The organism is Bradyrhizobium sp. 14AA, from assembly GCF_054185205.1.
The window spans coordinates 141934-166967 of record NZ_JAVAYM010000016.1 but is presented as its reverse complement, the minus strand read 5'-3'; the positions used below and the strand labels follow the sequence as shown (position 1 = coordinate 166967).

The 25034-nt window shown below is 66.0% G+C and carries 18 protein-coding genes; 9 read left to right on the top strand and 9 right to left on the bottom strand.

Annotated elements, in window-relative coordinates; genetic code table 11:
- Nucleotides 1–48: 48 nt before the first annotated feature.
- Both RAD15_RS26730 and RAD15_RS26725 read right to left on the bottom strand, forming a co-directional pair.
- Nucleotides 49–1926, bottom strand: coding sequence for a cisplatin damage response ATP-dependent DNA ligase (locus RAD15_RS26730; protein WP_458181187.1), 1878 nt, complete (start codon nt 1924–1926; stop codon nt 49–51).
- Complete coding sequence (locus RAD15_RS26725) at nt 1923–2960, bottom strand: ligase-associated DNA damage response exonuclease (protein WP_458181236.1); 1038 nt, start codon at nt 2958–2960, stop codon at nt 1923–1925. The genes RAD15_RS26730 and RAD15_RS26725 overlap by 4 nt, the downstream gene beginning before the upstream one ends.
- Before the next feature lie 131 nt (nt 2961–3091).
- Here RAD15_RS26725 and RAD15_RS26720 point away from each other — a divergent pair, with 131 nt between their 5' ends.
- From RAD15_RS26720 to pdeM, 4 genes are all read left to right on the top strand, one after another.
- Nucleotides 3092–4018 (top strand): methyltransferase domain-containing protein, encoded by a 927-nt coding sequence (locus RAD15_RS26720; protein ID WP_458181186.1) that lies wholly within the window; start codon nt 3092–3094, stop codon nt 4016–4018.
- Nucleotides 4019–4132: 114 nt separating this feature from the next.
- Nucleotides 4133–5362 (top strand): ABC transporter substrate-binding protein, encoded by a 1230-nt coding sequence (locus RAD15_RS26715; protein ID WP_458181185.1) that lies wholly within the window; start codon nt 4133–4135, stop codon nt 5360–5362.
- A 170-nt stretch (nt 5363–5532) separates the two neighbouring features.
- Nucleotides 5533–8109, top strand: coding sequence for a ligase-associated DNA damage response DEXH box helicase (locus RAD15_RS26710; protein WP_458181184.1), 2577 nt, complete (start codon nt 5533–5535; stop codon nt 8107–8109).
- Nucleotides 8110–8162: 53 nt separating this feature from the next.
- Nucleotides 8163–8834, top strand: coding sequence for a ligase-associated DNA damage response endonuclease PdeM (gene pdeM / locus RAD15_RS26705; RefSeq protein ID WP_458181183.1), 672 nt, complete (start codon nt 8163–8165; stop codon nt 8832–8834).
- Nucleotides 8835–9048: 214 nt separating this feature from the next.
- Here pdeM and RAD15_RS26700 read toward each other — a convergent pair whose 3' ends face one another.
- On the bottom strand, nt 9049–9912 hold the full coding sequence (locus tag RAD15_RS26700; RefSeq protein WP_458181182.1) for a LysR family transcriptional regulator: 864 nt from the start codon (nt 9910–9912) through the stop codon (nt 9049–9051).
- A 111-nt stretch (nt 9913–10023) separates the two neighbouring features.
- Between RAD15_RS26700 and RAD15_RS26695 the strand changes: the two genes are divergently transcribed.
- Nucleotides 10024–10932, top strand: a complete 909-nt coding sequence (locus RAD15_RS26695) for a DMT family transporter (RefSeq protein ID WP_458181181.1) — start codon at nt 10024–10026, stop codon at nt 10930–10932.
- Nucleotides 10933–10981: 49 nt separating this feature from the next.
- Here RAD15_RS26695 and RAD15_RS26690 read toward each other — a convergent pair whose 3' ends face one another.
- From RAD15_RS26690 to RAD15_RS26675, 4 genes are all read right to left on the bottom strand, one after another.
- Entirely contained in the window at nt 10982–11752 is a 771-nt protein-coding gene (locus RAD15_RS26690; RefSeq protein WP_458181180.1) for a TIGR02186 family protein, read from the bottom strand.
- Nucleotides 11749–12666, bottom strand: coding sequence for a sulfite exporter TauE/SafE family protein (locus tag RAD15_RS26685; RefSeq protein ID WP_458181179.1), 918 nt, complete (start codon nt 12664–12666; stop codon nt 11749–11751). The genes RAD15_RS26690 and RAD15_RS26685 overlap by 4 nt, the downstream gene beginning before the upstream one ends.
- A 320-nt stretch (nt 12667–12986) precedes the next feature.
- Nucleotides 12987–16463 (bottom strand): hypothetical protein, encoded by a 3477-nt coding sequence (locus RAD15_RS26680; RefSeq protein ID WP_458181178.1) that lies wholly within the window; start codon nt 16461–16463, stop codon nt 12987–12989.
- Nucleotides 16464–16830: 367 nt separating this feature from the next.
- Nucleotides 16831–17418 (bottom strand): PadR family transcriptional regulator, encoded by a 588-nt coding sequence (locus RAD15_RS26675; protein ID WP_458181177.1) that lies wholly within the window; start codon nt 17416–17418, stop codon nt 16831–16833.
- A 197-nt stretch (nt 17419–17615) separates the two neighbouring features.
- Here RAD15_RS26675 and RAD15_RS26670 point away from each other — a divergent pair, with 197 nt between their 5' ends.
- The 4 genes from RAD15_RS26670 to RAD15_RS26655 are packed head-to-tail and all read left to right on the top strand — an operon-like array spanning nt 17616 to nt 23332.
- The gene (locus RAD15_RS26670) at nt 17616–18002 is read left to right on the top strand and encodes a nuclear transport factor 2 family protein (protein WP_458181176.1); all 387 of its coding nucleotides are present in this window, start codon (nt 17616–17618) and stop codon (nt 18000–18002) included.
- A 41-nt stretch (nt 18003–18043) separates the two neighbouring features.
- Nucleotides 18044–19834, top strand: a complete 1791-nt coding sequence (locus RAD15_RS26665; RefSeq protein WP_458181175.1) for an acyl-CoA dehydrogenase C-terminal domain-containing protein — start codon at nt 18044–18046, stop codon at nt 19832–19834.
- A 56-nt stretch (nt 19835–19890) separates the two neighbouring features.
- A complete protein-coding gene (locus tag RAD15_RS26660) occupies nt 19891–21099 on the top strand; it encodes an acetyl-CoA C-acetyltransferase (RefSeq protein WP_458181174.1) in 1209 nt (402 codons plus the stop codon).
- Between the two features lie 19 nt (nt 21100–21118).
- Complete coding sequence (locus RAD15_RS26655) at nt 21119–23332, top strand: FAD-dependent oxidoreductase (RefSeq protein WP_458181173.1); 2214 nt, start codon at nt 21119–21121, stop codon at nt 23330–23332.
- Nucleotides 23333–23819: 487 nt separating this feature from the next.
- On the opposite strand, the gene RAD15_RS26650 is transcribed toward RAD15_RS26655, so the two are convergent.
- Both RAD15_RS26650 and gstA read right to left on the bottom strand, forming a co-directional pair.
- A complete protein-coding gene (locus RAD15_RS26650; RefSeq protein ID WP_458181172.1) occupies nt 23820–24128 on the bottom strand; it encodes a hypothetical protein in 309 nt (102 codons plus the stop codon).
- Nucleotides 24129–24369: 241 nt separating this feature from the next.
- Nucleotides 24370–24984, bottom strand: a complete 615-nt coding sequence (gstA, locus tag RAD15_RS26645) for a glutathione transferase GstA (protein ID WP_458181170.1) — start codon at nt 24982–24984, stop codon at nt 24370–24372.
- Between the last annotated feature and the right edge of the window lie 50 nt (nt 24985–25034).

The following is a 25034-nucleotide window of genomic DNA, read 5'->3' as shown; positions in this document are numbered from 1 at the left end:
GGGGGCGCACCTCCGCTCAGGCGTCATCGCGGCTCATTGCAGCACACTTCACGCCTCAATCTCCGCCGCCTCCACCTTCAGCATCTTCTCCAGCGTTTCCAGCCGGTCGGCCTCCCGCGGCGGCTTGTCCCAGCGCAGGCGGCTGATGCGGGGGAAGCGCATGGCGACGCCTGATTTGTGCCGCGGCGAGCGCTGCAGGCCTTCGAAGGCGACCTCCAGCACCAGGCCCTTGTCGCCCTCGTGCACGACATGGCGGACCGGGCCAAATTTTTCGGTCGTATTGCGGCGAACGAAGCGGTCGATCTGCAGCAGCTCCTCGTCGGTGAAGCCGAAATAGGCTTTCCCGACCGGCACCAGTTCCTCGCCGGCCTCGCCTTCGGTCCAGACGCCAAAGGTGTAGTCGGAATAATAGGACGAGCGCTTGCCGTGACCGCGCTGCGCATACATCAGCACGGCGTCGATGATGTGCGGATCGCGCTTCCACTTCCACCACTGGCCCTTCGGCCGCCCCGGCAGATAGGGCGCATCGCGCCGCTTCAACATCACGCCTTCGACGGCGTCGGCATCGTCGCCCGCGCCGGCACTCGCGGGATCGGCGCGTGCGGCCGTCAGCGCCTCCCAAGTTGCGAAGGGAATGGTGGGCGACAGATCGATACGGGAATCGTCGAGCTTCCCGATGAATGTCTCCAGCCGCTCGCGCCGTTCGGCGAACGGCAATTCGCGCAGATCATTCTCGTCGTCGCCGAGCAGATCGTAGGCGCGCAGGTGAATCGGAAATTCCTTGATCAGCTTCGGCGAGACGACCTTGCGATTGAGCCGCTGTTGCAGGACGTTGAAGCTCTGCACGCGGCTCTCGCGCAGGATCAGAAGCTCGCCGTCGATCGCGCCGGGCAGCCGCAGCGACGGCACGAGGTCCGGAAAGCTCCCCGTGATGTCCTCGCCGGTGCGCGAATAGAGCCGCGCGGTGATGTGGCCACGGTCGTCGCGGCCGGCGACCGCCTGCACGCGGATGCCGTCCCATTTCCACTCGGCGACGTAGTCGGCGGGGTCGAGCGCGGCGAAATCGGTGTCGTCGATCGCGTGCGCCAGCATCACCGGGCGAAACGGCGCGGGATCGCGGTTGACCGGCTTTTCGCCGCGACCTTCCAGCCAGGCGAACAGGTCGAGGTAGGGTGGCGCAAGACCCGGCCAGATCAGCTCGACCTCGTGCGGGTCCTTGTCCCCGAGCGCGGCAGCGGCGGTCTTCGCCAGCCGCGCGGAGATGCCGATCCGCAGTGCACCGGTGACGAGTTTCAGCAGCGCCCAGCGGCCGGTCTCATCTAACTCGTCGAGCCAGCGCTCAAGCTGTTTCGGTAGCTCGGTCTTGCCGAGCGTGCGCAGGGTTGTGACGACCTCGGTGAGGGACGGTGGAGGTGGGTTGTTGTGGTTGCGGGGGTGGAGCGCATCATTGGCATCTCGCCCGGAGTACCCCTCTCCCTGTCCCTCCCCCACAAGGGGGGAGGGAACGGTGAGAGCTGTGCGTCCATCACGCGCTGAATCAGCCTCAATCGTCGAGCCCGTCTGTCGCGCCGCATGCAACTGCGCTCCCTCCCCCCTTGTGGGGGAGGGCGGGGGAGAGGGGTGGCTCGGAAAAGACTCGCTATTGTTGACGATTCTCCGCGGCCACATCAGCGCGACCGTCTCCGAGAGGTCGCCGACGTAATCGTAACTCAACCCGAACAGCACCGGATCGGTGCGCGATGCGATGAGATCGCGGATCAGTGCGGGCTTGGCGTGTTTGAAGCTCAGCGCGCCCGTGAGTGCGGCCAGCGCATAACCGCGGTCGGGGTCGCCGACCTCGCGGAAATAGCCGGTGATCAGCCGCAGCTTGTTGTTGCGGCCGGGCTCGTAGGCGAGACGGTCCAGGAGTTCGGCGAAGCGATTCATGCTTCGGCCTCATCCGCGAGCGGCGTCTCGGTCTCCTCCTCGTCGCCATAGCCGACGAGATCGAGCGGCTGCGCGCGCAGGCCATGCGACTTGCACCAATGCACCAGCGCATCTTCCTGGCCGTGGGTGACCCAGATCTCGCCGGCGCCGGTCGCCGCGATGGTCGCGGTGAGACCGTCCCAGTCAGCATGGTCGGAGATCACGAGCGGCAATTCGACGCCGCGCTGCCGTGCCCGGGCGCGCACCCGCATCCATCCTGACGCGAACGCGGTGACGGGATCGGGAAAGCGGCGCGTCCAGAGATCGGAGGTGGCCGAGGGCGGTGCCAGCGTGATGGTGCCGGCAAGCGCCGCCTTCTTCACGCCCTTCACCGGCCGGAGCTCGCCGAGCGCGATGCCGCGGCTCTGATAGTACGCGGTGATCGTCTCCATCGCGCCGTGGAGATAGATCGGCGCGTCGTAGCCGGCCTGCCGTAGTAGCGCGATCACGCGCTGGGCCTTGCCGAGCGAATAGGCGCCGACGAGATGCGCGCGCTCGGGAAACAGCGCGACCGAGGCCAGCAGCTTCTTCACCTCGTCGCTCGCATCGCCATGCCGGAACACCGGCAGGCCGAACGTCGCTTCGGTGATGAAGACGTCGCAGGGCACCAGCTCGAACGGGGTGCAGGTCGGGTCGGGCGCGTCCTTGTAGTCGCCGGAGGCGACGATGCAGGTGTCCTTGCAGGTCACGGCGATCTGCGCCGAGCCCAGGACATGACCGGCCGGATGGAATTTGACGCTGACGTCGCCGAGCTTGATCTCCTCGCCGTAGCGGATCACTTGCGTCGAACCGGCGAAATTCTCGCCGTAGCGCAGCCGCATCATGTCCAGCGTTTCCTGCGTCGCCAGCACGGCGCCGTGGCCGGCGCGGGCGTGGTCGGAATGGCCGTGGGTGATCACGGCCCGCTCGACGGGGCGGACGGGGTCGATATGGAAGCCGCCGGGCTTGCAGCACAGGCCGGCAGCAGCTGGCAGCAGGATGTCTTGCGGGCGCATGGTGGTGATATAGGCAGCGGTGCCCCGATATTCACCCGTCATGCGCGGGCTTGACCCGCGCATCCATCCCCTTAAACAGTCGCTTTTTTGATGGGTTGCCGGATGCCCGGCAGTGACGAGCCAAGTTCCCGATGCCCCTGCGCCTGTTCCTGACCTCCGGCGATCTCATGGCCGACCGCCGTTTCGAGTTTGCGCGCGACCTCCAGCTCAAGGGCGATCTGCCCGCCGCCGCCGACCTGATCGAGCAGGCGCTCGAGCTCGCGCCGAACTTCACCTCGGCCTGGTTCACGCTCGGCGAGATCCGCCAGCAGCTCGGCGAGCGCGACAAGGCGATCGCGGCCTTCCGGGAAGCGCGGCGATCCGACCCCGGGGATCAGCACGGCGCCGGCCTGCATCTGATGCGGCTGGGCGACGCCGAGATGGCGGAGATGCCAAAAGCCTATGTGCAGGCGCTGTTCGACCAATACGCGCCGCGCTTCGAGCACACGCTGATCAACGATCTCGACTATCGCGCCCCGGCACTGATCTTCAAGGCGGTGGTGGCCGCGCGCGTCGCCGCGAAGAAGCCGGCCTTCTTCAAGCGCACCATCGATCTCGGCTGCGGCACCGGGCTTGCGGCCGCCGCCTTCGCCAAGCAGGTTGATCATTTCATCGGCATTGATCTCTCACCCGGCATGATCAAGGAGGCGCGCGCCACCAACCTCTATGCCGAGCTCGAGGTCGCCGACATGATCGAGGGCCTGCGCACCAAGGCCGATGGATGCGCGAATCTTGTCGTTGCCGCAGATGCCTTCGTCTATCTTTCCGACCTCGCGCCGGTGCTGACCGAAGCCAGGCGCGTGCTCGTATCAGGCGGCACGCTCGCCTTCACGCTGGAGACGCATGACGGCAGCGGTATCGTGCTCGGCGACGGCCTGCGCTATGCCCATTCGGCGGAATATGTGCGGGGCGCGATCGCTAAGGCGGGGCTCAAGCTGCTGACACTGGAGCCGGCCTCGCCGCGCATCGAGAACAACGAGCCGGTGCGCGGCCTCGTCGTCGTCGCCGAGAAAAGTTGAGTCTAGGCGCTAGGCGCCCGGCAATTTGAGCGTCATTGCGTCGCAAAGCTGCGACTTCCCACTTGCGACCTGCTGCGATGCCAGCACAATGCGCGCATTAGGGAGAAACAACCAATGACCAAGAATCCATCGCGGCGCGATGTCACCGCCGCCGCGCTTGCCACCATCGCCGCATCCGCTCTGCCTGCGCCGTATGTCTGGGCCGCGGAGAAGAAATACGACGCCGGCGCCAGCGATACCGAGATCAAGATCGGGCAGACCGTGCCGCATTCCGGCCCCGGCTCGCTCTATGGCGTGCTCGGCCGCATCGGCGAGGCCTATTTCCAGATGCTGAACGAGAAGGGCGGCATCAACGGACGCAAGGTCAAGTTCCTGACCATGGACGACGCCTACAGCGCGCCGAAATGCGTCGAGGCCACGCGGCGCCTCGTGGAGCAGGAGGAGGTGCTGGCGCTCTACGGCTCGCTCGGCACCGCGCCGCAGACCGCCGTGCACAAATACCTGAACTCCAAGGGCGTGCCGCAGCTGCTGCTCAACACCGGCGCATCGAAGTGGAATAACCCGAAAGAGTTCAAATGGACGATGGCGGGCCTGCCGCTCTATCCGACCGAAGCGCGCATCCTGGCCCGCCACGTCGTCGCGGTGAAGCCGAATGCGAAGATCGGCATCCTCTACCAGAACGACGATTTCGGCCGCGACTTCCTCGGTCCCTTCAAGAAGGTGCTGGCTGACGCCGGCGGCACCGCGCAGGTGATCATGGAGCAGACCTACGATCTGACCGAGCCGACCGTCGATTCCCAGCTCATCAATCTCTCCAAGTCGGGCGCGGACGTCTTCTACAACATCTCGACCGGCAAGGCATCGTCGCAGTCGATCCGCAAAGTGGCCGAGCTCGGCTGGAAGCCGCTGCAGCTGTTGTCGGCGGGCTCCACCGGCCGCTCGATTCTCAATGCCGCGGGCCTCGAGAACGCCACCGGCATCGTCGCCATCCGCTACAACAAGGAGGTCGGCCTGCCGAAATGGGAGAAGGACCCCGACGTGATGGCGTTCGAGGAGCTGCGCAAGAAGTACACGCCCGCGATCGATCAAGACAACACCATCGCCTTTGCCGGCTACGGCCAGGCGGTGACCATGGGCGAGATCCTGCGCCGCTGCGGCGACGACCTCACCCGCGCCAACGTGCTGAAGCAGGCCTCGACGCTCGCGGGTTTCCACTCGCCCTATTTCCTCGACGGCGTCACCTACAGCTACACGCCCGAGGACTACACGCCGATGAAGACGCTGTTCATCTCGACCTTCACCGGCAAGGACTGGGACATCTCCGACAAGCCGATGTCGGAGTAAGTCTCTCCGCAATCGAGGTGCCGTAGGGTGGGCAGAGCGAAGCGTGCCCACCTCTTTCTCCGTTTTGGAGAGATGGTGGGCACGGCGCTTTGCGCCTTTGCCACCCTACCGGAGCTCGTCGTGGCGCCCACCCCTCGACGAACCCGCCGTCACGGCTTACCTGTGATGCCGTGCCGCCCCGCAACCTCAAAATCCCGGCCGAGCCGGCCGCGCTGCTGCCCGACCGCTTCAACGCGTGGTTCGCGGCCCGCGGCTGGTCGCCGCGTGAGCATCAGCTCGCGCTGCTGGAGAAGGCGCGCGAGGACGCCAGCGCGCTGCTGATCGCGCCGACCGGTGCCGGCAAGACGCTGGCGGGATTTCTGCCGACGCTGGTGGAGCTGTCGACGCCGGCGGTCGAACGCAACCCCGGTGCGAAGCAAAACCTCGTCTCCACCGGCCGCAGCCTGCAGCGCACCGGCGGCCTCCACACCCTCTACATCTCGCCGCTGAAAGCACTTGCCGTCGACATCGCTCGCAATCTGGAGCGGCCGGTCGCCGAGATGGCGCTGCCGATCAAGGTCGAGACCCGCACCGGCGACACGCCGGTGTCGCGGCGTCAGCGGCAGCGGCGCTATCCGCCGGATATTCTGCTGACGACGCCGGAGCAGCTCGCATTGCTGCTGTCCTCCGACGACGCGCCGTTCCTGTTCTCCTCGCTCAAGCGCATCGTGCTCGACGAGCTGCATGCGCTGGTGACATCCAAGCGCGGCGATCTGCTGTCGCTGGGCCTTGCGCGACTGTGGCGTCTCGCGCCGCAGATGCGCGCGATCGGATTGTCTGCGACCGTGGCCGAACCGGAGCAACTCGCGCGCTTCCTGGTGCCGCAGCCCGGCGGCAAGGAAGCTGCCGCCGACATCGTCATCGCCGGCGGCGCGGCGCCACCGCTGGTCGAGATGCTCGACACAAGCGAGCGGTTGCCCTGGGCCGGCCACAGCGCGCGCCACGCGCTTGCCGAAGTCTATGAGCTCATCAAGCAAAACAAGACCACGCTCGTCTTCGTCAACACCCGCAGTCAGGCCGAGATGCTGTTCCAGGATCTCTGGCGCATGAACGACGACAACCTCGCCATCGCGCTGCATCACGGGTCGCTCGACGTCGCGCAGCGCCGCAAGGTCGAGGACGCCATGTCGGCCGGTAAACTGCGCGGCGTGGTCTGCACCTCCTCGCTCGACCTCGGCGTCGACTGGGGTGACGTCGATCTCGTCGTCAATATCGGCGCGCCCAAGGGCTCCTCGCGCCTGATGCAGCGCATCGGCCGCGCCAACCACCGTCTCGACGAAGCCTCGCGCGCGGTGTTGGTGCCCGCCAATCGCTTCGAGGTGCTGGAGTGCCGCGTCGCGATCGACGCCATCGCCGAGAACGCGCAGGACACGCCGCCGCTTCGCAACGGCGCGCTCGACGTACTGGCCCAGCACGTGCTCGGCTGCGCCTGCGGCGAGCCGTTCTTCAGCGACGAGCTGTACAACGAGGTTCGCACCGCTGCGCCCTACGCAGGTCTCGCCCGCAACGATTTCGACGATGTCGTCGATTTCGTCGCCACCGGCGGCTACGCGCTGAAAACCTATGAACGCTTTGCCCGCATCAAGCAGGACAAGCAGGGCCGCTGGCGCGTCACCAACCCCAAAGTGCGGCAAAGCTATCGGCTCAATGTCGGCACCATCGTCGAGGAGCCGATGCTGAAGGTGCGGCTGGTGCGTTCGCGCTCCACCGGCAGCGGTTCGACCGGCGCGATCGCGCGCGGCGGCCGCGTGCTCGGCGAGATCGAGGAATACTTTATCGAGGGCCTGAGCCCCGGCGATACCTTTGTGTTCGGCGGCGAGGTGGTGCGTTACGAGGCGCTGGCCGAAGACCAGGTCTATGTCTCCCGCGCCGCGGACAAGGACCCGAAAGTGCCGTCCTATATGGGTGGCAAGTTTCCGCTCTCCACTTATCTTGCCGAGCGCGTGCGCCGCCTGCTCGACGACAAGCGCGCATGGAGTGGCCTGCCCGAGCAGGTGCGCGACTGGCTGTCGTTGCAGAAGGACGTCTCGCGCGTGCCCGGCGTGCGTGAGCTCCTGGTCGAGACCTTTCCACGCGGCAGCAAGCATTACCTGATCTGCTATCCCTTCGAGGGCCGGCTCGCGCACCAGACGCTGGGGATGCTGCTGACGCGGCGGCTGGAGCGGGCCCGCGCCCGTCCGCTCGGCTTCGTCGCCAATGAATATGCGGTGGCGATCTGGGGGCTTGGCGATGCCTCCTTCATGATCCGCAACGGTGAGCTCAATCTCGACGCTCTGTTCAATCCCGACATGCTGGGGGACGATCTCGAAGCCTGGCTCGCCGAATCCGCGCTGATGAAGCGTACCTTCCGCAACTGCGCGCTGATCTCCGGCCTGATCGCGCGCCGTTTCACCGACGAGGATAAGAGCCGCCGCCAGGTGCTGTTCTCGACCGATCTCGTCTACGACGTGCTGCGCAAGCATCAGGCCGATCACGTGCTCCTTCGTGCTGCCCGCGCCGATGCCGCCACCGGCCTGCTCGATCTGCGCCGCCTCGGCGGCATGCTCGCCCGCATCCAGGGCCGCATCACCCACCGGGAACTCGATCACGTCTCCCCGCTCGCGGTGCCCGTGATGCTGGAAATCGGCCGCGAGTCAGTCTATGGCGAAGCGGGAGACGAGCTGCTGGCGGAGGCCGCCGACGAGCTTGTCAAAGAGGCGATGGGATAAGAGCAGGTTTTGACGTGACGACAAGCGCGCTGGTTTCAGGAGATGTCGAGGACATGCGCGTTTCCACAGTCACCATCAGCGATGTGACGTTCGCGGCCGATCTCTCCGGCGCGCTGTTCTGGGAAGAGCAACGCCTGCTCGTCGTCTCCGACCTGCATCTGGAAAAAGGGTCCAGCTTCGCCACGCGCGGCGTGCTGCTGCCGCCTTACGACACGGTGGCAACGCTGAGCCGACTCGCTGCTGTCATCTCCCGCCATAACCCGCGAATGGTCATCGCGCTCGGCGACAGCTTTCACGACCGCACCGCGCATGAGCGCCTGTCGGCCGAGGACCGCGATGCCGTCGCCGCGCTTCAAAATGGCCGCGACTGGATCTGGATCTCCGGCAATCACGATCCCATGCTGCCGCGCGATCTCGGCGGCACCGTCGCCGATGAAGTGGCGATCGGCCCGATCACCTTCCGTCACGAGCCGACCGGCGCGCAGGGCGAGATCGCCGGCCATCTGCACCCCAAGGCGCGCGTCTCCGCACGTGGCCGCTCGATGGAGCGGCGCTGCTTCGCGTCCGACGGGATGCGCGCCGTGATGCCCGCCTTCGGCGCCTATGCCGGTGGCCTCAGCATCCGCGATGCAGCGTTCGCAAAGATCTTCCCGAAGGACGGTTTCGTCGCCCATCTCCTCGGCGACCGCCGCGTCCACGCCATCGCCGCGTCACGCTGCTACTGAAGCCGGCGCTGCGGGCCACGTGCACAACTGCGCTCCCTCCCCGTTGTGGGGGAGGGCGGGGGAGAGGGGTAGCCCAGGAAAAGGTCCATCTGTGAGTCGTCGCGCGCAAATCGCGATAGTCCCCGTGTGGTACCCCTCTCCCTAGCCCTCCCCCACAAGGGGGGAGGGAACACACCGGTGTCGCAGGGATACATCGCGATCACATCCCGCAAGATCACGCCGCCTTCGCTTGCACATTATCGCAGAACTCGGCGAGCCGATCCGCGAGCCGCAGCGTCGCGGGGCTGGCGCCGGGCGAGGCCATCAGCGCCACTTCCGTCTTGTTGATCGGGGCGAAGCCGTCCTTCGCGGTCAGCACGCGGTGGTCGGACTGGATCGACATCTCGGACAGGATGCTCAGCCCCATGCCGGCGGCGACCGCGGCCTGGATGCCGGAGAGACTAGATGATGTGTAGGCGGTGTGCCAGGCGCGGCCCGTGCTTTCCAGCGCGTGGATGGCGCCGGCGCGATAGACGCAGCCGAGCGGAAAGCCGATCAGCGGCACTGATGGCACGTCGACGTCGACCGGATGGCTCTTGCTGGTGACCCAGTGCACCCGCTCCGGCCACACCGCGATCGCGTCCTTCGCGCCGGCCTCGCGCTTGTAGAGCGCAAGGTCGAGCTCGCCGCGTTCGAGATCGCGGGCGAGGTGCTTGCTCTGGTCGGCGCGCACGTCGAGGCGTAGCCGCGGATGCGAGCGCGAGAACGCGCCCAGCAGCTTCGTCAGCCGGTAGGCCGCGAAATCCTCGGGGATGCCGAGCCGGATGGCGCCTTCGCCGTCGGGCTGGCGCAGCACGTCGCGCGCCTCCTCGGCGAGCGAGAGCAGCCGCCGCGCATAGGACAACAGCCGCTCGCCGGCCTCGGTCGGGCGCACGTCCTTGCCGTCGCGATGAAGCAACTGCTGGCCGACATCCTCCTCCAGCCGCTTGATCTGCTGGCTGACGGTCGACTGCGTGCGGTGGACGCGCGCGCCGGCGCGGGTGAAGCCGCCGGCCTCGACCACCGAGACGAAGCTGCGCAGGAGCTCCAGATCGAGCACGGCCGCCTCCATTCATAAATCAACTGATGGCAAGTTAATCATTTAATTTCCAAATGACAAGCGGCGTCCCTAGATCGAGGGCCAGAAGAAAAAACATCCGAGAATGCCCTCATGTCGCTCGCCACCTCGCTTCCCGTTCCCCGCACCCGCTTCAACACGCTGCCGCTCGCCATCGGCCTGTTCTGCCTGCTCTGGAGCTATGCCTTCGTCGCCGGCAAGATCGGCGTCACCCATTGCCCGCCGCTGATCCTGCTCGCCGCCCGTTTCTCGCTCGCCGGCATCCTGATCCTCGGCGCGACGCTCGCCCGCGGCGACGGCTGGTCGTTGTCCTGGCGTGACGTGGCGATCTTTGCCGTGCTCGGCCTCGCCAACAACGCGCTCTATCTCGGGCTCGGCTATACCGGGCTGCAATCGGTCTCCGCCGGCCTCGGTGGCCTGATCGTGTCGGCCAATCCGGTATTCACCGCCGCGCTTGCGGCGCTGCTGCTCGGCGAAGGCATGACCTGGCGCAAGGCAGGCGGCCTGTTGCTCGGCATCATCGGCGTGACGTTGATCGTCTGGCATCGCCTGTCGGTCGGCACAGACTCTGCGCACGGCATCATCTTCACGCTGGCTTCGCTCGCCTCGATCGTCGCCGGCACCATCATGTTCAAGCTGCTCGCGCCGAAGGGAAGCTTGTGGATCGGCAACGGCGTGCAGAATCTCGCTGCCGGCATCGTGCTGACGCCGGTCGCGCTCACCTTCGCCGATGTCCACGCGATCGACTTCACCCCGAGCCTGATCGGCGCCTTCGCCTTCCTCGTGCTCGGCGGCTCGATTCTCGCCTCCTGGCTCTGGTTCCATCTGCTGAAAGTGTGCGGCGCCACCGCCGCCAGCGCCTATCACTTCCTGATGCCGCCGCTCGGCATGCTGTTCGCCTACATCGTGCTCGGCGAGCACGTCGAGGCGCGCGACCTGCTCGGGATTATTCCGGTCGCGCTCGGGATCTATCTGGTGACGCGGCGGGCGAAGGCGGTGTAGTCGCGCCTGTTTCCCCAATGTCGTCCCGGCCTTCGCCGGGACGACATGCTCAATCCTTCCGAAACACGATCGACGCCATCCACCCCGTCATCAGCGCCATCGCGGCGGTGACGAGGCCGTAGATCAGCCCGTTCTGCCGCGCGGTGGTGGCGACGAACTGCTCGAAGCCGACCTTGACGATCTCGAACGCCGTCTCGGTCTTGGTGACCAGCGCGCCGTTCGCGAACAGCTTGATCTCGACCTCATAGGTCCCGATCGGCACTTCCGCCGGCAGTGGAATGCCGGTGCGGAACAGCGTCGGCGTCAGGAACGTCACGGCGCTCGGGTCTTCGCGATAGAGGCCGCGCTGGGTGCGCAGGCGGATGAAGGCCGTGCGGAACGCGTCGTTCGGCACCACGTCGGCATAGTCGCCGCTGACGCGTTGGGTCAGCAGCACGTTGTTCAGCCCGATCTGCTGCCGCCGCGCGATCTCGGGCGAGGTGATCGCCTCGAACGGGCGGTTGGCGAACAGCGCGAGATAGCTCGGCACCTGCAGGAACTGCCGGTAGTCGGTGTTGATCCAGATCCCGAAGGTGCGCTCCTTGCGCCGCGTCACCATGTCGGCGCGCGGGCCCATCACGGTGACCACGAGATCATAGGAAGTGCGGTCGGCCGGCGTCGTGGCGTCCTTCTCGACCGAGCCGAACAGCACCAGCTCCTCGCCGGAATAGTTCGGCGTCACCGTGACGCGATGGTTGGAGACCGACACGATCAGCCGTTCGGCGCGGGCGGCCGAGCCGAGCAGCACAACGAGAAGAACTGCGAGAAGCGCGCGCATCATCCGCTCACCCCCAGTTCGCGGATGGTGAAGAGATCCTCGGGCCGGATCACCAGCTCGATCGCGAAGCGGACGCCGACCGAGAGGATCAGAAGGCCGAGCAACAGCCGCAGCTGCTCGCCGCGGATCTTCTGGCCGGCACGCGCGCCGAACTGCGCGCCGGTGACGCCGCCGACCATCAGGATCAGCGCCAGCACGGCGTCGACGAGGTGGTTGGTCACCGCGTGCAGCAGGGTCGCGAACAGCATGGTAACCAGCGTGAGCACCATCGAGGTCCCGATCACCGTGGAGGTCGGCACCCGCAAGAGATAGATCATGATCGGCACCAGGATGAAGCCGCCGCCGATGCCCATGATGGCGCCGATGAAGCCGATCACGATGCCGACGACCACCACGGGGATCACCGAGAGGTAGATCTTGGAGCGCTTGAACCGCATCTTCAGCGGCAGGCCGTGGATCCAGTTGTGCGCGCGTCGTGGCGGCACCGCGCCGCGCCGGGTCCGCATCAGCGCGCGCAGGCCTTCCGAGAACATCAGACTGCCGACGGTGCCGAGCAGCACGACGTAGGACAGCGCGATCATCAGATCGAGCTGGCCGAGCGCGCGGAGCTGCGTGAAGGTCCACACGCCGAACGCCGTCCCGGTCACGCCGCCGCAAAGCAGGACGCTCGCCAGCGCCGGATCGATCGCACGCCGTCGCCAATAGGTCAGCGCGCCGGAAAAGGAAGAGGCCGCGATGTGGCTCGCGACGGAGGCGACCGCGACCGCCGGCGTGATGCCGATGAAGATCAGGAGCGGCGTCATCAGGAAGCCGCCGCCGATGCCGAACATGCCGGAGACGAAGCCGACCGCGGCGCCCATGGCGAGCACCAGGAAGACGTTGACGGGAAGATCGGCGATCGGAAGGTAGAGCTGCATTGAAGGACCGCGCTCCGGCGAGACGGATCGATTGCGCGGGAATGCTCGCCGGATGGTCGGAACGATTGCCGCGTCCCTCAATAGCGGAATTCGCTGGAGGACGGGTTAGGAATTTTGGGCGTGGCGGATGGGTGAGGCGAGGGTCCGTATCTCTCCACGTCGTCCTGGCGAAAGCCAGGACCCATTACCCCGACTGGTTGCTATCGCGGCAAGCTGTGGCCGCAGCGTCCTTCAACAACGGCTGCTTGTGGTAATGGGTCCTGGCTTTCGCCATGACGACTCGGAGAGATTTGTCGTCAGAGGCGGCTAAGTCGCCGCCTTTAATGCGCGGCCGACGCCGACTTCTTGGCTGCGACCGGCTTCGGCGCCGGCTTCGCGTTCGCCTGCGGCGCGCTGTCCCAGCCGCCGTTCGGCGTCGCGACGTTGACGGCATCGTCGGGCTGCGGCTCGGCGCTGAAGGTCTGGATCGCGAGCTTGGCGGCGGCGAGCGATTGCGGGTCGAGGCGCTTGGCGACGTCGTCGCGCTTGCCGGACGCATCCGCATCGCCCTGCGCCGCAGCCAGGCTGAACCATTTGTAGGATTCGGCGAGGTTCTGCTCCACGCCGATGCCGCGGGCATAGAGAATGCCGAGGTTGAACTGGCTGTCGGCGACGCCGCGATCGGCGGCTTTGCGGAACCACTGCGCCGCGCTCTTGTAGTTGGCGCCGCGTCCGCCGCCGTCGGCATCGAGCACCGCGAGATTGTGCATCGCCTTGGCGTTGCCGCGCTCGGCGGCCTGGGTGTAGTAGCGGCGGGCGATGTCGGCGTCCTTCTTCACGCCAAGGCCCTTCTCATAGAGCGTGCCGAGGCGGAAGGTCGCGGGCACCACGCCGGCCTGCGCCGCGCGGTCGTACCATTTGGCGGCTTCGTCGTAATTGGTCGCCACGCCCTTGCCTTCGGCAAAGCGCAGGCCGATCTCGTAGGCCGCGGTGGCATCGCCCTTCATCGCAGCGCTGCGCAAGCCGGGGCCGCCGATGCCGTCAGGCAGCTTTTCGCTCGGCGGCACCTGGATGAGACCGAGCTTCGCGCGACTCGTGCCCGACAATGCGCCGGTGATGTCGCTGCTCGCAGCAGGCGGAGCCGGCGTTGCCGGGGCGGGCGGGATTTCGACCGAAGCCGAGCTGCCCGAATTGGCCACCGGCGCCGGCGCGGCGTTGTTCTGCGATTGCCGTCCGATTGGCGTCGGCGACGTCATCGACGGCGTCACCTGCTCGGGCGTGGCGGGCTTGGTCTCGACCGGCGGCGGCGGGGCCTGCGGTGTGGGCTGGCTGGACGTATTCTCCATGGCCTGCGGCGCCGGCGGCGCGCTGCCGCCGTCGAGCAGGTTCATCGCCATCTTGAAGGTGCCGAGCACGATGACGACCACGCTCGCGCCGACCAGCAGCGAGCGGATCTTCGAGGTGATGGTCGAGCCACCTTCTTGGGTCTGGCCCTTGTCCTTGGTGCGGGCTGCGATCGCGGCCTTGACGCCGCGGGCGGGCTTTTCGGGTGGTTGCGCGGCGGCAGCTTGCGCTGCGCGGCGCGCGGCCGCGATGAAGCTCGACGACGACACCGGCTCTTTCGGCGCGGCAGGAATTTCGCTGATCGCGCTCTCGGACGCGGCAATGCGCTCCGACGGCGTGGCGACGCGGCCGCCCGGCCGTGTGCCCGGCTCGAGCGGATGATCCGGTGGCAATTCCGGCGCGAGCGCGGCGCGCGCGGGCGCCGTGTGCGGCTCCAGGATTTCGCTGATGGCGCGCGGCGGCAGGGGTGGTGCGGCTTGCGGCGCCACCGGCATCGGCGGCGGCGCTGCGGGCGCGGCGGCATGGAATTCGCGCGGCGCGGCGACGAAGGCGGGCTGCGCCGCTTGCGCGGCGGCCGGGTTCGGCAACTCGGGTTTCGGATCGTATTTCGGCTGCTGTGCTTGCTGCCGCGGCTCGCGCGGCATCGGCGCCGGCTCCATGGCAGCGGCCATCGGCATCGGCATGGGCTGCGGCCCGGGGACCGGCGGCGCGGTGCGCACCGCGCGCAGATCGCCCTCGATCATCGACAGGCGGTCGACGACATGACCGAGCGCGCTGTGGACCGCGTCGAGCGAGTCCTGGGTGCTGCGGTTGGTCTCGGCCTGGCTGAAGCGGATGTCGGAGAGCTCGCGCTTGACGAGATCGACCACGCCGGAATCGGCCGGGGCTGCGGAGCTGCGGCTCTCGGCCAGCGCGGAATAGGTTGCCTGCTGCCGTTCCAGGTGTCGCAGGATGTCGTGCAGCCCGTCCTCGACGCGGCTCAAATTGCCGTTGCGCGGATCGGCGGCGGTCTCGATCCGCTCCAGCAGATACGAGACCCGCTGCTCGAGATGTGCAAACGTCGACGCGGAATCGTTGCCGACCTGCATGCGGTCGAAACGGTCGGACAGCGCGCGGATCGCGGATTCGAGATGCTCGGTGCTCTCGGACGGCTGAGGCCGCTCGCGCGTTTCCAGGGCGGCCGTGAGCGCCGCGATGCGCTGCTCCAGCACCGCAAAGCCGTCGCCTTGGCCGGACGAGCGGGTGATCTGGTCGACCTTGGACGACAACAGCTGCACGTCTTCGGACAGCCGTGCCAGGGCTTCGTTGGACGCGACGTTGGAGACGATGCCGCGCAGCGCCGAGATCGCGCCTTCGAGCTGACGCACCGTCGAGGGATCGTCATTGGCGCGCAGGATCAGGTCGAGCTTGGCGCCGAGGTTGCGAATCGCCTCGTCGTAGCCGGTGAGCTGCTCGGCCGGCGTCAGCGTGCGCAGCACCTGCTTGATGTCGGACAGCGCGTGCTCGATGCCCGACAGGACCTGGCCATCGGTGCCGTTGGAGCGGGTCTCGTCGATGCGACGGTGCAGCGAGCGAATCTCGTTCTCGATCGATTCGATCGCGCGCCGCGGCATCGCCTCGGTGATGGCATTGCGGATCTCGGCAAGCTCGCTGCGGAAGGTGTTGATCGCCTGCTCGGTATTGTCAGGACGCTGGAGCGCCTCGATCTGGCTCGTGATCTTGAGCAGATGGCGCTCGAGCGAGGAGAAATCCGGCCCCGGCTGCGGTGGCGGCGGAGCATAGGCAGGCGCGGGCGGCGCCATCGGGGGCGCGTAATGCGCGGTGGGCGCGATCGACGGCGCGGCGCGCGGCGGCATCTGCCTGGGCGCAAAGCCGTCGAGCTCGCTCTGCCGCGCGGTGATCTCGGCGACCGCGACGTCGAACGAAGCCGGACTCAGGGGAGGTGAGTTGCGATAGACCTGCGCGGCGGCGCGCTCGACCGCCTCGGCCTGGCGCTGACGTGTCTCGACCGGAGCGGGGCGCGGAGCCTGGGGCTGCTGCGGCTGGGCCTGCTGCGGCCGCGAGATCTGCGACAGCCGCGCATCGAGCCGCGAGATCGCATCGTTCAGCTGGCGCGCGACGCCCTGCTCGCGCGAGACGTCCTGACGCGCAGCGTCGAGGCGCTGCGCGGGCTTCGAAATCCGTTCGATCTGCTGGGTGATCGCGTCGAGCCGCTGGTGGATGTCGGCGACTTCGCGGCTTTCCGCGCTCGGCATTTGCTGCGGACGCTGATCAACACGTTGATCCTGACGTTGATCCTGACGTTGATCTTGGCGCTGTTCGTAAGGTCCGCGAAAGTTTGGCGGGGCAGTTTCGCCGAGCGTGGAGTTCAGCCAATCGTTGAGTGACATGCCGGCGCGGCGCGCAGCAGCTTCGGCCCGCTCCCGCACGGATGGATCGATGCCGTCAACACTCCACGATACGCGCGAATTCATGACTCTGTCCGGTTCCGACTTCGGCGCCCCACCCGGCACCTCCAGCCTCCCCACGCGTGCCGGTTGTAAAGACAATCGAATTTGGCGCGGGTCGTCTGCCTCGTAAACCGACTTTTGTCTGTTACGGTAAATAACGGGTTAAGGAACGCGTCGCCGGTGTCTTAAAGTTGGGCGGCGGGAACCGGGGACGTGTGTGTGGTGCAGGCCCGGTCGCCAAACAACCGGTGTCATGCCCCGCGCAGGCGGGGCATCCAGTACACCGCGGCGTCTCGATTCTATCGCTGCTGTCCCGGAGTACTGGATCGTCCGCTTTCGCGGACGATGACAACGGAGCAAGACGCGGCGTCGCGCCTAGAGCCTCAGACCCTCAGCCCTTCTCCCGCTTGCCATCCTCCAGCGGCACCACCGTGGCCTTGCCGCTCATCGCCGACAGTGCCTCGAGCGTCTCCTCGCAGAAGTCGGCCACCATCTGCTCGTGCCGGGCGCCGAGGCGGAGCAGCAGCAGATTGCCGAGATCGAGCCGGCCTTCCGCGGTGCCGTCCGGAAAACGCTTCTTCAGGATGCGCTCGTAATTGGCATGGCGGTCGCGGTGGTGCTCCAGGCGGGCCATCAGGTCGGTGCGCAGCGGCTCGATGTCGATGCTGTCGAGCGCGTGGAGGCGGACCAGCAGGTCGTCCTTGGTCGAGGCTGGCGTGCTTGGCCGCGCGGCCCAGTGCCGCAGCGCTGTTCGACCCTCCGGGGTGAGCGTATAAACCAGCTTGTTGGGCTTGCCTGACTGGACGACCTCGCGGCCCTGGATGTGGCCGCGGTCGCGCAGCTTGGAGAGTTCGCGGTAGATTTGCTGGTGGTCGGCCTTCCAGAAGAAGCCGATCGAGGAATCGAACGTCTTGGCGAGCTCGTAGCCCGTCATCGGACGTTCCGTCAGGCATGCGAGGATTGCGTCGCCCAGTGCCATGGCCGCCTCCTTCTTTGACCTTAACCAATCGGCTTGACTTTATGCGCATCGGCGCATATGCGTCAATGTGCATATGAGGCGGCTCAAGGTCGGGCCTAAAGACCCGATCCGAAAACCCAGCAGAATCAACCTTCGCGCTACTGTGCATGGGGTTGTTTTCGCGTCTTTTTGCCAAGGCCTTTAGGGAGGCAACCGAAATGACCGGCCTCGACTCCTGGTACGCCTACATGAAGTCTCATGACCGCGCAGCGCTCTGGGACCTGCTGCATCCCGACGCCGTGTTCGAAAGCCCCGTGGTGCATTCGCCCCAGCGCGGCCGCGACATCACCTTCCAATATCTCTCCAGCGCCGAGAAGGTGCTTGGCGGTCCCGGCTTCACCTATGTCGGTGAGTGGAAGAGCGCCGACGGCGCAGTCCTCGAGTTCAAAAACGTGATCGACGGCATCGAGATCAACGGCGTCGACATCATCACCTTCGACAGCGAGGGGCGCATCACGCATTTCAAGGTGATGGTGCGTCCGCTCAAGGCGATCAACATGCTGCACCGCCTGATGGCGGAGCAGCTTGCCGCCGCCCAATCATAAGCCCAACATCATCCCTTCAAGGCCCATGCCGGGAGAACGCCATGCCGATCTATAAAGCCCCCGTCGAAGACGTGAACTTCCTGCTCAACGACGTCTTCCAGATCGATCGCTACGACAATCTGGCCGGCTTCTCCGATGCCTCGAGCGACGTGCGCGAAGCCATTCTTGGCGAAGCTGCCAAGCTCGCCGAAGAGGTGCTCCAGCCGCTGAATCGTGTGGGCGATCTCGAAGGCTGCAAGCGCACTGAGGACGGCAGCGTCACCACGCCGAAGGGTTTCAAGGACGCGTTCAAGCAGGTCGCAGAGGGCGGCTGGCTCGGTCTGTCGGCGCCGACCGAGTTCGGCGGCCAGGGCCTGCCGGTGACGCTCTCCCAGGCGGTCAACGAGTTCCAGATCTCCGCCAACATGGCGTTCTCGATGTATGGCGGCCTCACCATGGGCGCGACTGCCGCGCTGATCGTTCATGGCTCGCCCGAGCAGAAGCAGACCTACGTGCCGAAGATGGTGGCGGGCGAGTGGACCGGCACCATGAACCTGACCGAGCCGCATTGCGGCACCGATCTCGGCATGCTCCGCACCAAGGCGGTGCGCCAGCCCGACGGCAGCTTCAAGATCACGGGCACCAAGATCTTCATCTCGGCCGGCGAGCATGACCTCGCCCCCAACATCATCCACCTCGTGCTCGCCCGCATCGAGGGCGCACCGGCGGGCATCAAGGGCGTGTCGCTGTTCGTGGTACCGAAATTCCTGGTGAACGCCGATGGTTCGGTGGGCGCCCGCAACGGTGTCGTGTGCGGCTCGATCGAGCACAAGATGGGCATCCACGGCAATTCCACCTGCGTGATGAACTACGACAGCGCCACCGGCTGGCTGATCGGCGAAGAGAACAAGGGCATGCAGGGCATGTTCGTGATGATGAACGAGGCCCGCCTCGGCGTCGCCGTGCAGGGCCTCGCGCAGTCCGAGGTCGCCTATCAGAACGCCGTCGCCTATGCCCGCGAGCGCATCCAGGGCCGCGCGCTCACCGGCGCCAAGGCGCCGGACAAGCAGGCCGACCCGATCATCGTGCATCCCGACGTGCGCCGCACGCTGCTCTCGATCCGCGCCTTCAACGAGGCCGCGCGCGCCTTCGTGATGTGGACCGCACTGAAGAGCGACGTCGCCCACCGCTCCGAGGACCCGAAGGACCGCCAGGCCGCCGACGATCACATGGGCCTGATGACGCCGGTGCTGAAGGGCTTCCTCACCGATTACGGCTTCGCCAATGCGGTGCAGGCGCAGCAGATGTATGGCGGCCACGGCTACATCGCCGAGCAGGGCATGGAGCAGTTCGTGCGCGATGCACGCATCGCCATGATCTATGAAGGCGCCAACGGCATCCAGGCGCTCGACCTCGTCGGCCGCAAGCTGCCGCGCGACGGCGGCCGCGCCATCATGGGCTTCTTCGGCGAGGTCATGGCCTTCGCCAAGGAGAACGGCGGCGACGAGGCGATGAAGCCGTTCATCACCCCGCTCTCGGCCTCGCTCGGCCATCTCCAGCAGGCCACGACATGGCTGATGCAGAACGCGATGGCCAAGCCGGACAATGCCGGCGCTGCCGCAACCGATTACCTGCATCTCTTCGGCTTCGTTGCGCTCGGCTACATGTGGGCGAAGATGGCCAAGGTGACGAATGCCAAGATTGCCGAGAGCGGGGCGACGCCCTATCTCTCGACCAAGCTCGTCACCGGCCGCTTCTTCATGGAGCGGATGCTGCCGGAGACCGCCGCCAATCTCGCGCGCATCCAGGCCGGCTGCGCCACCATCATGGAATTGCCGGCGGAAGCGTTCTGAGCCTGCTTCCGCTGCCTGCTCCCAATCGCGTTTGAACATCACATCAGGAGGGCGTCATGCCTGAGGCATTCATCTACGACCACGTTCGCACCCCGCGCGGCCGCGGCAAGGCTGACGGCGCACTGCACGAAGTGACCGCGCTCGCGCTCGCCACCGTGCCGCTGAAGGCGCTCAAGGATCGCAACAATCTGCCGGAAGATTCCGTCGACGACGTCGTGCTCGGCGTGGTCGATCCGGTCGGTGAAGCCGGCAGCGACATCGCGCGCTTCGCGGCGCTGAAGGCGGGCCTCGGCGAAGCCGTCCCTGGCGTGCAGATCAGCCGTTTCTGCGCCTCGGGCCTCGATGCCGTGAACTTCGCCGCTGCGCAGGTGATGAGCGGGCAGCATGAGCTGGTGATCGGCGGCGGCGCCGAATCGATGAGCCGTGTCGGCATCGGCGCTTCAGGCGGTGCCTGGCCGATGGATCCCTCGATGGCGGTGCCGGCCTATTTCATGCCGCAGGGCGTCTCGGCCGACCTGATCGCGACCAAGTACGGCTTCTCGCGTGACGACGTCGACGCCTATGCGGTGCAGAGCCAGCAGCGTGCGGCGAAGTCCTGGGATGAAGGCCGCTTCAACAGATCGATCGTTCCGGTGAAGGACATCAACGGCCTCACCATCCTCGCCAAGGACGAGCATATGCGTCCCTCGACGACGATGCAGTCGCTGGCGCAGCTGCAGCCGTCGTTCACGATGATGGCGCAGATGGGCGGTTTCGACGGCGTCGCGCTGCAGTCGCATCCGGAGATCGAGCGCGTCAATTACGTGCACCACGCCGGCAACTCGTCGGGCATCGTCGACGGCGCCGGCGCCGTGCTGCTCGGCAGCAAGGAGGCGGGTGCGAAGTACGGCCTGAAGCCGCGTGCCAAGATCCGCGCGTTCGCCAATGTCGGCTCGGAGCCGGCGATGATGCTGACCGGTCCGGTCGACGTCACTGAAAAGCTGTTCGCGCGTTCGGGCATGAAGAAGTCGGACATCGATCTGTTCGAGCTCAACGAGGCCTTCGCCTCCGTCGTGTTGCGCTACATCCAGGCCTTCGACATCGACAACGCCAGGATCAACGTCAATGGCGGCGCGATCGCGCTCGGCCATCCGCTCGGCGCGACCGGTGCGATGATCCTCGGCACCGTGCTCGACGAACTCGAGCGCACCAACAAGTCGACCGCCCTGGTGACGCTGTGCATCGGCGGCGGCATGGGCACCGCGACCATCATCGAGCGCGTGTAAGGGTAGGGGAGCAACCAACATGACTTACAAGAATTTCAAGGTTGAGACCGATTCCGACGGCATCGCGCTCGTCACCTGGGACATCCCGGGCCGTTCGATGAACGTGCTCGACGAGACCTCGACCAGCGAGCTCGACGCGATCGTCAAGGCGACCACGGCGGATGCCGCGGTGAAGGGCGTGGTCATCACGTCGGCCAAGGAAGCGTTCTGCGCCGGCGCCGACCTGTCGATGCTCGAGGGCATGAACCAGGCCTACGCGAAGGTGTTCAAGGACCAGGGCGAGACCGCCGCGAACCAGATGCTGTTCGACCAGAGCCGCCGCTTCTCGCTGGTGCTGCGCTCGATCGAAACATCAGGCAAGCCGTGGGCGGCCGCGATCAACGGCCTCGCGCTCGGCGGTGGCTTCGAGATCACGCTGTGCTGCCACTATCGCGTCGCCGCGGAGAATCCCAAGACCCGCCTCGGCCTGCCCGAGGTCAAGGTCGGCCTGTTCCCGGGCGCCGGCGGCACGCAGCGCGTGCCGCGTCTGGTTCCACCGCAGGATGCGATGACGATCCTGCTCAAGGGCGATCCTGTCACGATCGAGAAGGCGAAGGCTCTGAACCTGATCCACGCCATCGTTCCGGCCGCCGATCTCGTCAAGGCCGCGAAGGACTGGATCAAGGGCGGCGGCAAGGCGGTTGCGCCCTGGGACGAGAAGGGCTTCAAGCTGCCCGGCGGCCCGGTGTTCTCCAAGGCCGGCATGATGATGTTCCCGGCCGGCAACGCGATCTATCGCCGCGAGACCTACGACAACTACCCGGCCGCACGCGCGATCATGAGCTGCGTCTATGAAGGCCTGCAGTTGCCGATCGACGCGGCGCTTCGTGTCGAGTCGCGCTACTTCACCTCGGTGCTGCGCTCGAAGGAAGCGGCGGCGATGATCCGCAGCCTGTTCCTGTCGATGCAGGAGCTCAACAAGGGCGCACGTCGTCCGAAGGACGTGCCCGCAACCAAGGTGAAGAAGATCGCCGTGATCGGCGCCGGCTTCATGGGCGCGAGCGTCGGCTACGTCTCGGCCCGCGCCGGCCTCGACGTCGTCCTGATCGACCGCGACCAGGAGAGCGCCGACAAGGGCAAGGCGCATGCGCAGAAGGTGATCGAGGAGCAGATCAAGAAGGGCCGCGCCAAGCCCACCGATGCCGAAGCGCTGCTCGCGCGCATCACGCCGACCGCGGACTACGCCGCGCTGAAGGACGTCGATCTCGTCATCGAGGCCGTGTTCGAGGACCGCAAGGTCAAGGCTGATACCTTCGCCAAGGCGCAGGAGCATATGAAGCCGGGCGTGATTTTCGCGTCGAACACCTCGACGCTGCCGATCACCTCGCTGGCGGAGAGCTTCAAGGACCAGGGCAAGTTCGTCGGCATCCACTTCTTCTCGCCGGTCGAGAAGATGATGCTGGTCGAGATCATCAAGGGCAAGAACACCGGCGACGTCGCGCTCGCGACCGCGCTCGACTACGTCCGGCAGATCGGCAAGACGCCGATCGTCGTCAACGACAGCCGCGGCTTCTTTGCCAATCGCTGCGTCGGCCGCTACGTCGCCGAGGGCAACGAGATGTTCCTCGAAGGCGTGCCGCCGGCGATGATCGAGAACTGCGCCAAGATGGCCGGCATGCCGGTCGGCCCGCTCTCGCTCTCCGACGAAGTCGCGCTCGATCTCGGTCTCAAGATCATGAAGGCGACGGAAGCCGATCTCGGCCCCAACGCCATCAATCCCGACCAGAAGAAGCTGATGGTGGAGATGGTCGAGAAGCAGGGCCGGCTCGGCCGCAAGAACAGCAAGGGCTTCTACGACTACCCTGAAAAGGGCAAGGGCCAGAAGAGCCTGTGGCCTGGGCTGTCGGCGCTGCAGCCGAAGCAGCTCGATCCTGACACGCTCGACATCGAAGAGCTGAAGCAGCGCTTCCTGGTGGTGCAGGCGGTGGAAGCCGCGCGCACGGTCGAGGATCACGTCATCACCGATCCGCGCGAAGCGGATGTCGGTTCGATCCTCGGCTTCGGCTTCGCGCCGTTCACCGGCGGCACGCTGTCCTATATCGACTTCATGGGCACGAAGAAGTTCGTCGAGCTCTGCCACAAGCTCGAGGCGAAGTACGGCTCGCGCTTCACCCCGCCGAAGCTGCTCGAGGAGATGGCCGCGAAGGGAGAAACCTTCTACGGCCGCTTCGCGCCGAAGAAGGCGGCGGCCTGAGTCGCGCTCGTAGCCCGGGCGCAATCCGGAGATATTGAAACGAAGAAAGGCCGGATCATCGATCCGGCCTTTCTTGTTTTCCACACGGTCTCATCACGGTTACGTCAGGATCTTTTCCCGGTTGTGGAACCAACCGCAGAATCCGAGTAGGAACCGTGCGAGAATCCCGGTGTTGCTGTGTCGCGCAATTGTCATAGGCGCGTCAAAGCGGCGCCGTTCTTTTGCTCGGTCCTGATACTAGCGTTGTCTTCGGGTCAGGGTCACGAATCCAATTGGCGCAATCCAACTGGGACACTTGCCGATCCATCGGCAAGTTGAAGACGAAATAAGAAAGTGTCCTTGAATGAACTCTTTGGTGCTGCGGAAGACCGCGCTCGGTCGCGATCTCGCCGCGAATCATGCTGTCGCGTCCGCGACTGGCCTCTCGTCCCAACAGCAGCCGGCACGCCTGCGCCGCAAGGGGCCGGTGCTTTGGACCGCTTTGGCGTTACTTGTGCTGGCGGGGGATTTTCTGCTCGCCTATCTCGCCTGGCTCGCCGTCGACTTCGTCATGGGATGAAACGCCGCGCGCGTGCAGCACATAGGCTGCCGCGAAGTAGGCGAGCTGACAGACGGCGAGACAGATCGCAATGACGGTGACGCCCGCCATCATTCCGAAGTCATAAGCACGAAGAATTATCGCGGCGAAAATCGCGATCAATGGCGAAATCACGACCAGCGCCCAGATCCTGAAAACGTAACCTGTCGCTATTCCCACCAACGCGCTTACAACGGTCAGGACGAAGGCAATCGCCAAGTTCAACTCCGATGAGAGCCCAAATATTCTTCGATCAATTCCGCCAAGCTCGCTCGCTTTGCGAGCAGTGACAAGACAGCACTACTTACGTTTGGCGAACAGTAGTTCATAAGTCTAATGTCCGGTACGATGATCCGGCGGACGCAGTTCCGCGCCGAGTCGTTCTGCGGCAGCAAAAACGGGCCGGATCGTCGACCCGGCCCTTTTGCGATTGTTCTGTGCGATTGTTCGCTGTCGCTTCTCAGGCGGCCTGGATCAGTCCTTCCTTCTTCAGCGCTTCCTGCACCTGCGGCCGGGCCGCGACGCGGGCCTTGTAGGCGGCGAGATGAGGCATCGCCGACAGGTCGAACTTCATGCGATCGCCCCAGGTGAGCATCGTGAAGAGATAGCCGTCGGCCACCGTGAACTGCTTGCCCATGAGGTAGTCGCGGTCGGCGAGCTGGCTGTCGATGTACTTCAGCTTGCCCATGACGCGATCCCTGAAGAAGGCCTTGGCTTCGTCGTTCAGCGCCGGCGCGAACAGCGGGCCAAAGCTCTTGTGCACCTCCGAGGTCAGGAAGTTCAGCCACTCGAGCAGCTTGTAGCGTTCGGAACTGTCGCGGGCCGGCGCCAGCGCCTTGGCCGAGGCCTGATCGGCGATCATCTGGACAATGACCGGGCCTTCGGTCACGATCTCACCGCTGTCGAGGCCCAGCGCAGGGACCTGGCCCTTGGGGTTCAGCTTCAGATAATCCTCACCATTTTCGAGCTTCTTGGCCCGGATATCGACCTTGACCAGCTCGTAGGGCAGGCCGGCTTCCAGGAGCGCGATGTGGGGGGACAGCGAGCAGGCGCCGGGCGTGTAATAGAGTTTCATGGAATTTCATCCTCTTGACGCTTGGTTAGTGCGAAAGAACGACTACATGC

What these genes read in the sequence shown, in the direction of transcription:
- RAD15_RS26690 (WP_458181180.1), bottom strand. Translation starts at nt 11,752, where the DNA reads ATGATGCGCGCGCTTCTCGCAGTTCTTCTCGTTGTGCTGCTCGGCTCG.
- gstA (WP_458181170.1), bottom strand. Translation starts at nt 24,984, where the DNA reads ATGAAACTCTATTACACGCCCGGCGCCTGCTCGCTGTCCCCCCACATC.
- RAD15_RS26655 (WP_458181173.1), top strand. Translation starts at nt 21,119, where the DNA reads ATGACTTACAAGAATTTCAAGGTTGAGACCGATTCCGACGGCATCGCG.
- RAD15_RS26695 (WP_458181181.1), top strand. Translation starts at nt 10,024, where the DNA reads ATGTCGCTCGCCACCTCGCTTCCCGTTCCCCGCACCCGCTTCAACACG.
- RAD15_RS26725 (WP_458181236.1), bottom strand. Translation starts at nt 2,960, where the DNA reads ATGCGCCCGCAAGACATCCTGCTGCCAGCTGCTGCCGGCCTGTGCTGC.
- RAD15_RS26730 (WP_458181187.1), bottom strand. Translation starts at nt 1,926, where the DNA reads ATGAATCGCTTCGCCGAACTCCTGGACCGTCTCGCCTACGAGCCCGGC.
- RAD15_RS26720 (WP_458181186.1), top strand. Translation starts at nt 3,092, where the DNA reads ATGCCCCTGCGCCTGTTCCTGACCTCCGGCGATCTCATGGCCGACCGC.
- RAD15_RS26665 (WP_458181175.1), top strand. Translation starts at nt 18,044, where the DNA reads ATGCCGATCTATAAAGCCCCCGTCGAAGACGTGAACTTCCTGCTCAAC.
- RAD15_RS26660 (WP_458181174.1), top strand. Translation starts at nt 19,891, where the DNA reads ATGCCTGAGGCATTCATCTACGACCACGTTCGCACCCCGCGCGGCCGC.
- RAD15_RS26685 (WP_458181179.1), bottom strand. Translation starts at nt 12,666, where the DNA reads ATGCAGCTCTACCTTCCGATCGCCGATCTTCCCGTCAACGTCTTCCTG.
- pdeM (WP_458181183.1), top strand. Translation starts at nt 8,163, where the DNA reads ATGCGCGTTTCCACAGTCACCATCAGCGATGTGACGTTCGCGGCCGAT.
- RAD15_RS26680 (WP_458181178.1), bottom strand. Translation starts at nt 16,463, where the DNA reads ATGAATTCGCGCGTATCGTGGAGTGTTGACGGCATCGATCCATCCGTG.
- RAD15_RS26675 (WP_458181177.1), bottom strand. Translation starts at nt 17,418, where the DNA reads ATGGCACTGGGCGACGCAATCCTCGCATGCCTGACGGAACGTCCGATG.
- RAD15_RS26670 (WP_458181176.1), top strand. Translation starts at nt 17,616, where the DNA reads ATGACCGGCCTCGACTCCTGGTACGCCTACATGAAGTCTCATGACCGC.
- RAD15_RS26715 (WP_458181185.1), top strand. Translation starts at nt 4,133, where the DNA reads ATGACCAAGAATCCATCGCGGCGCGATGTCACCGCCGCCGCGCTTGCC.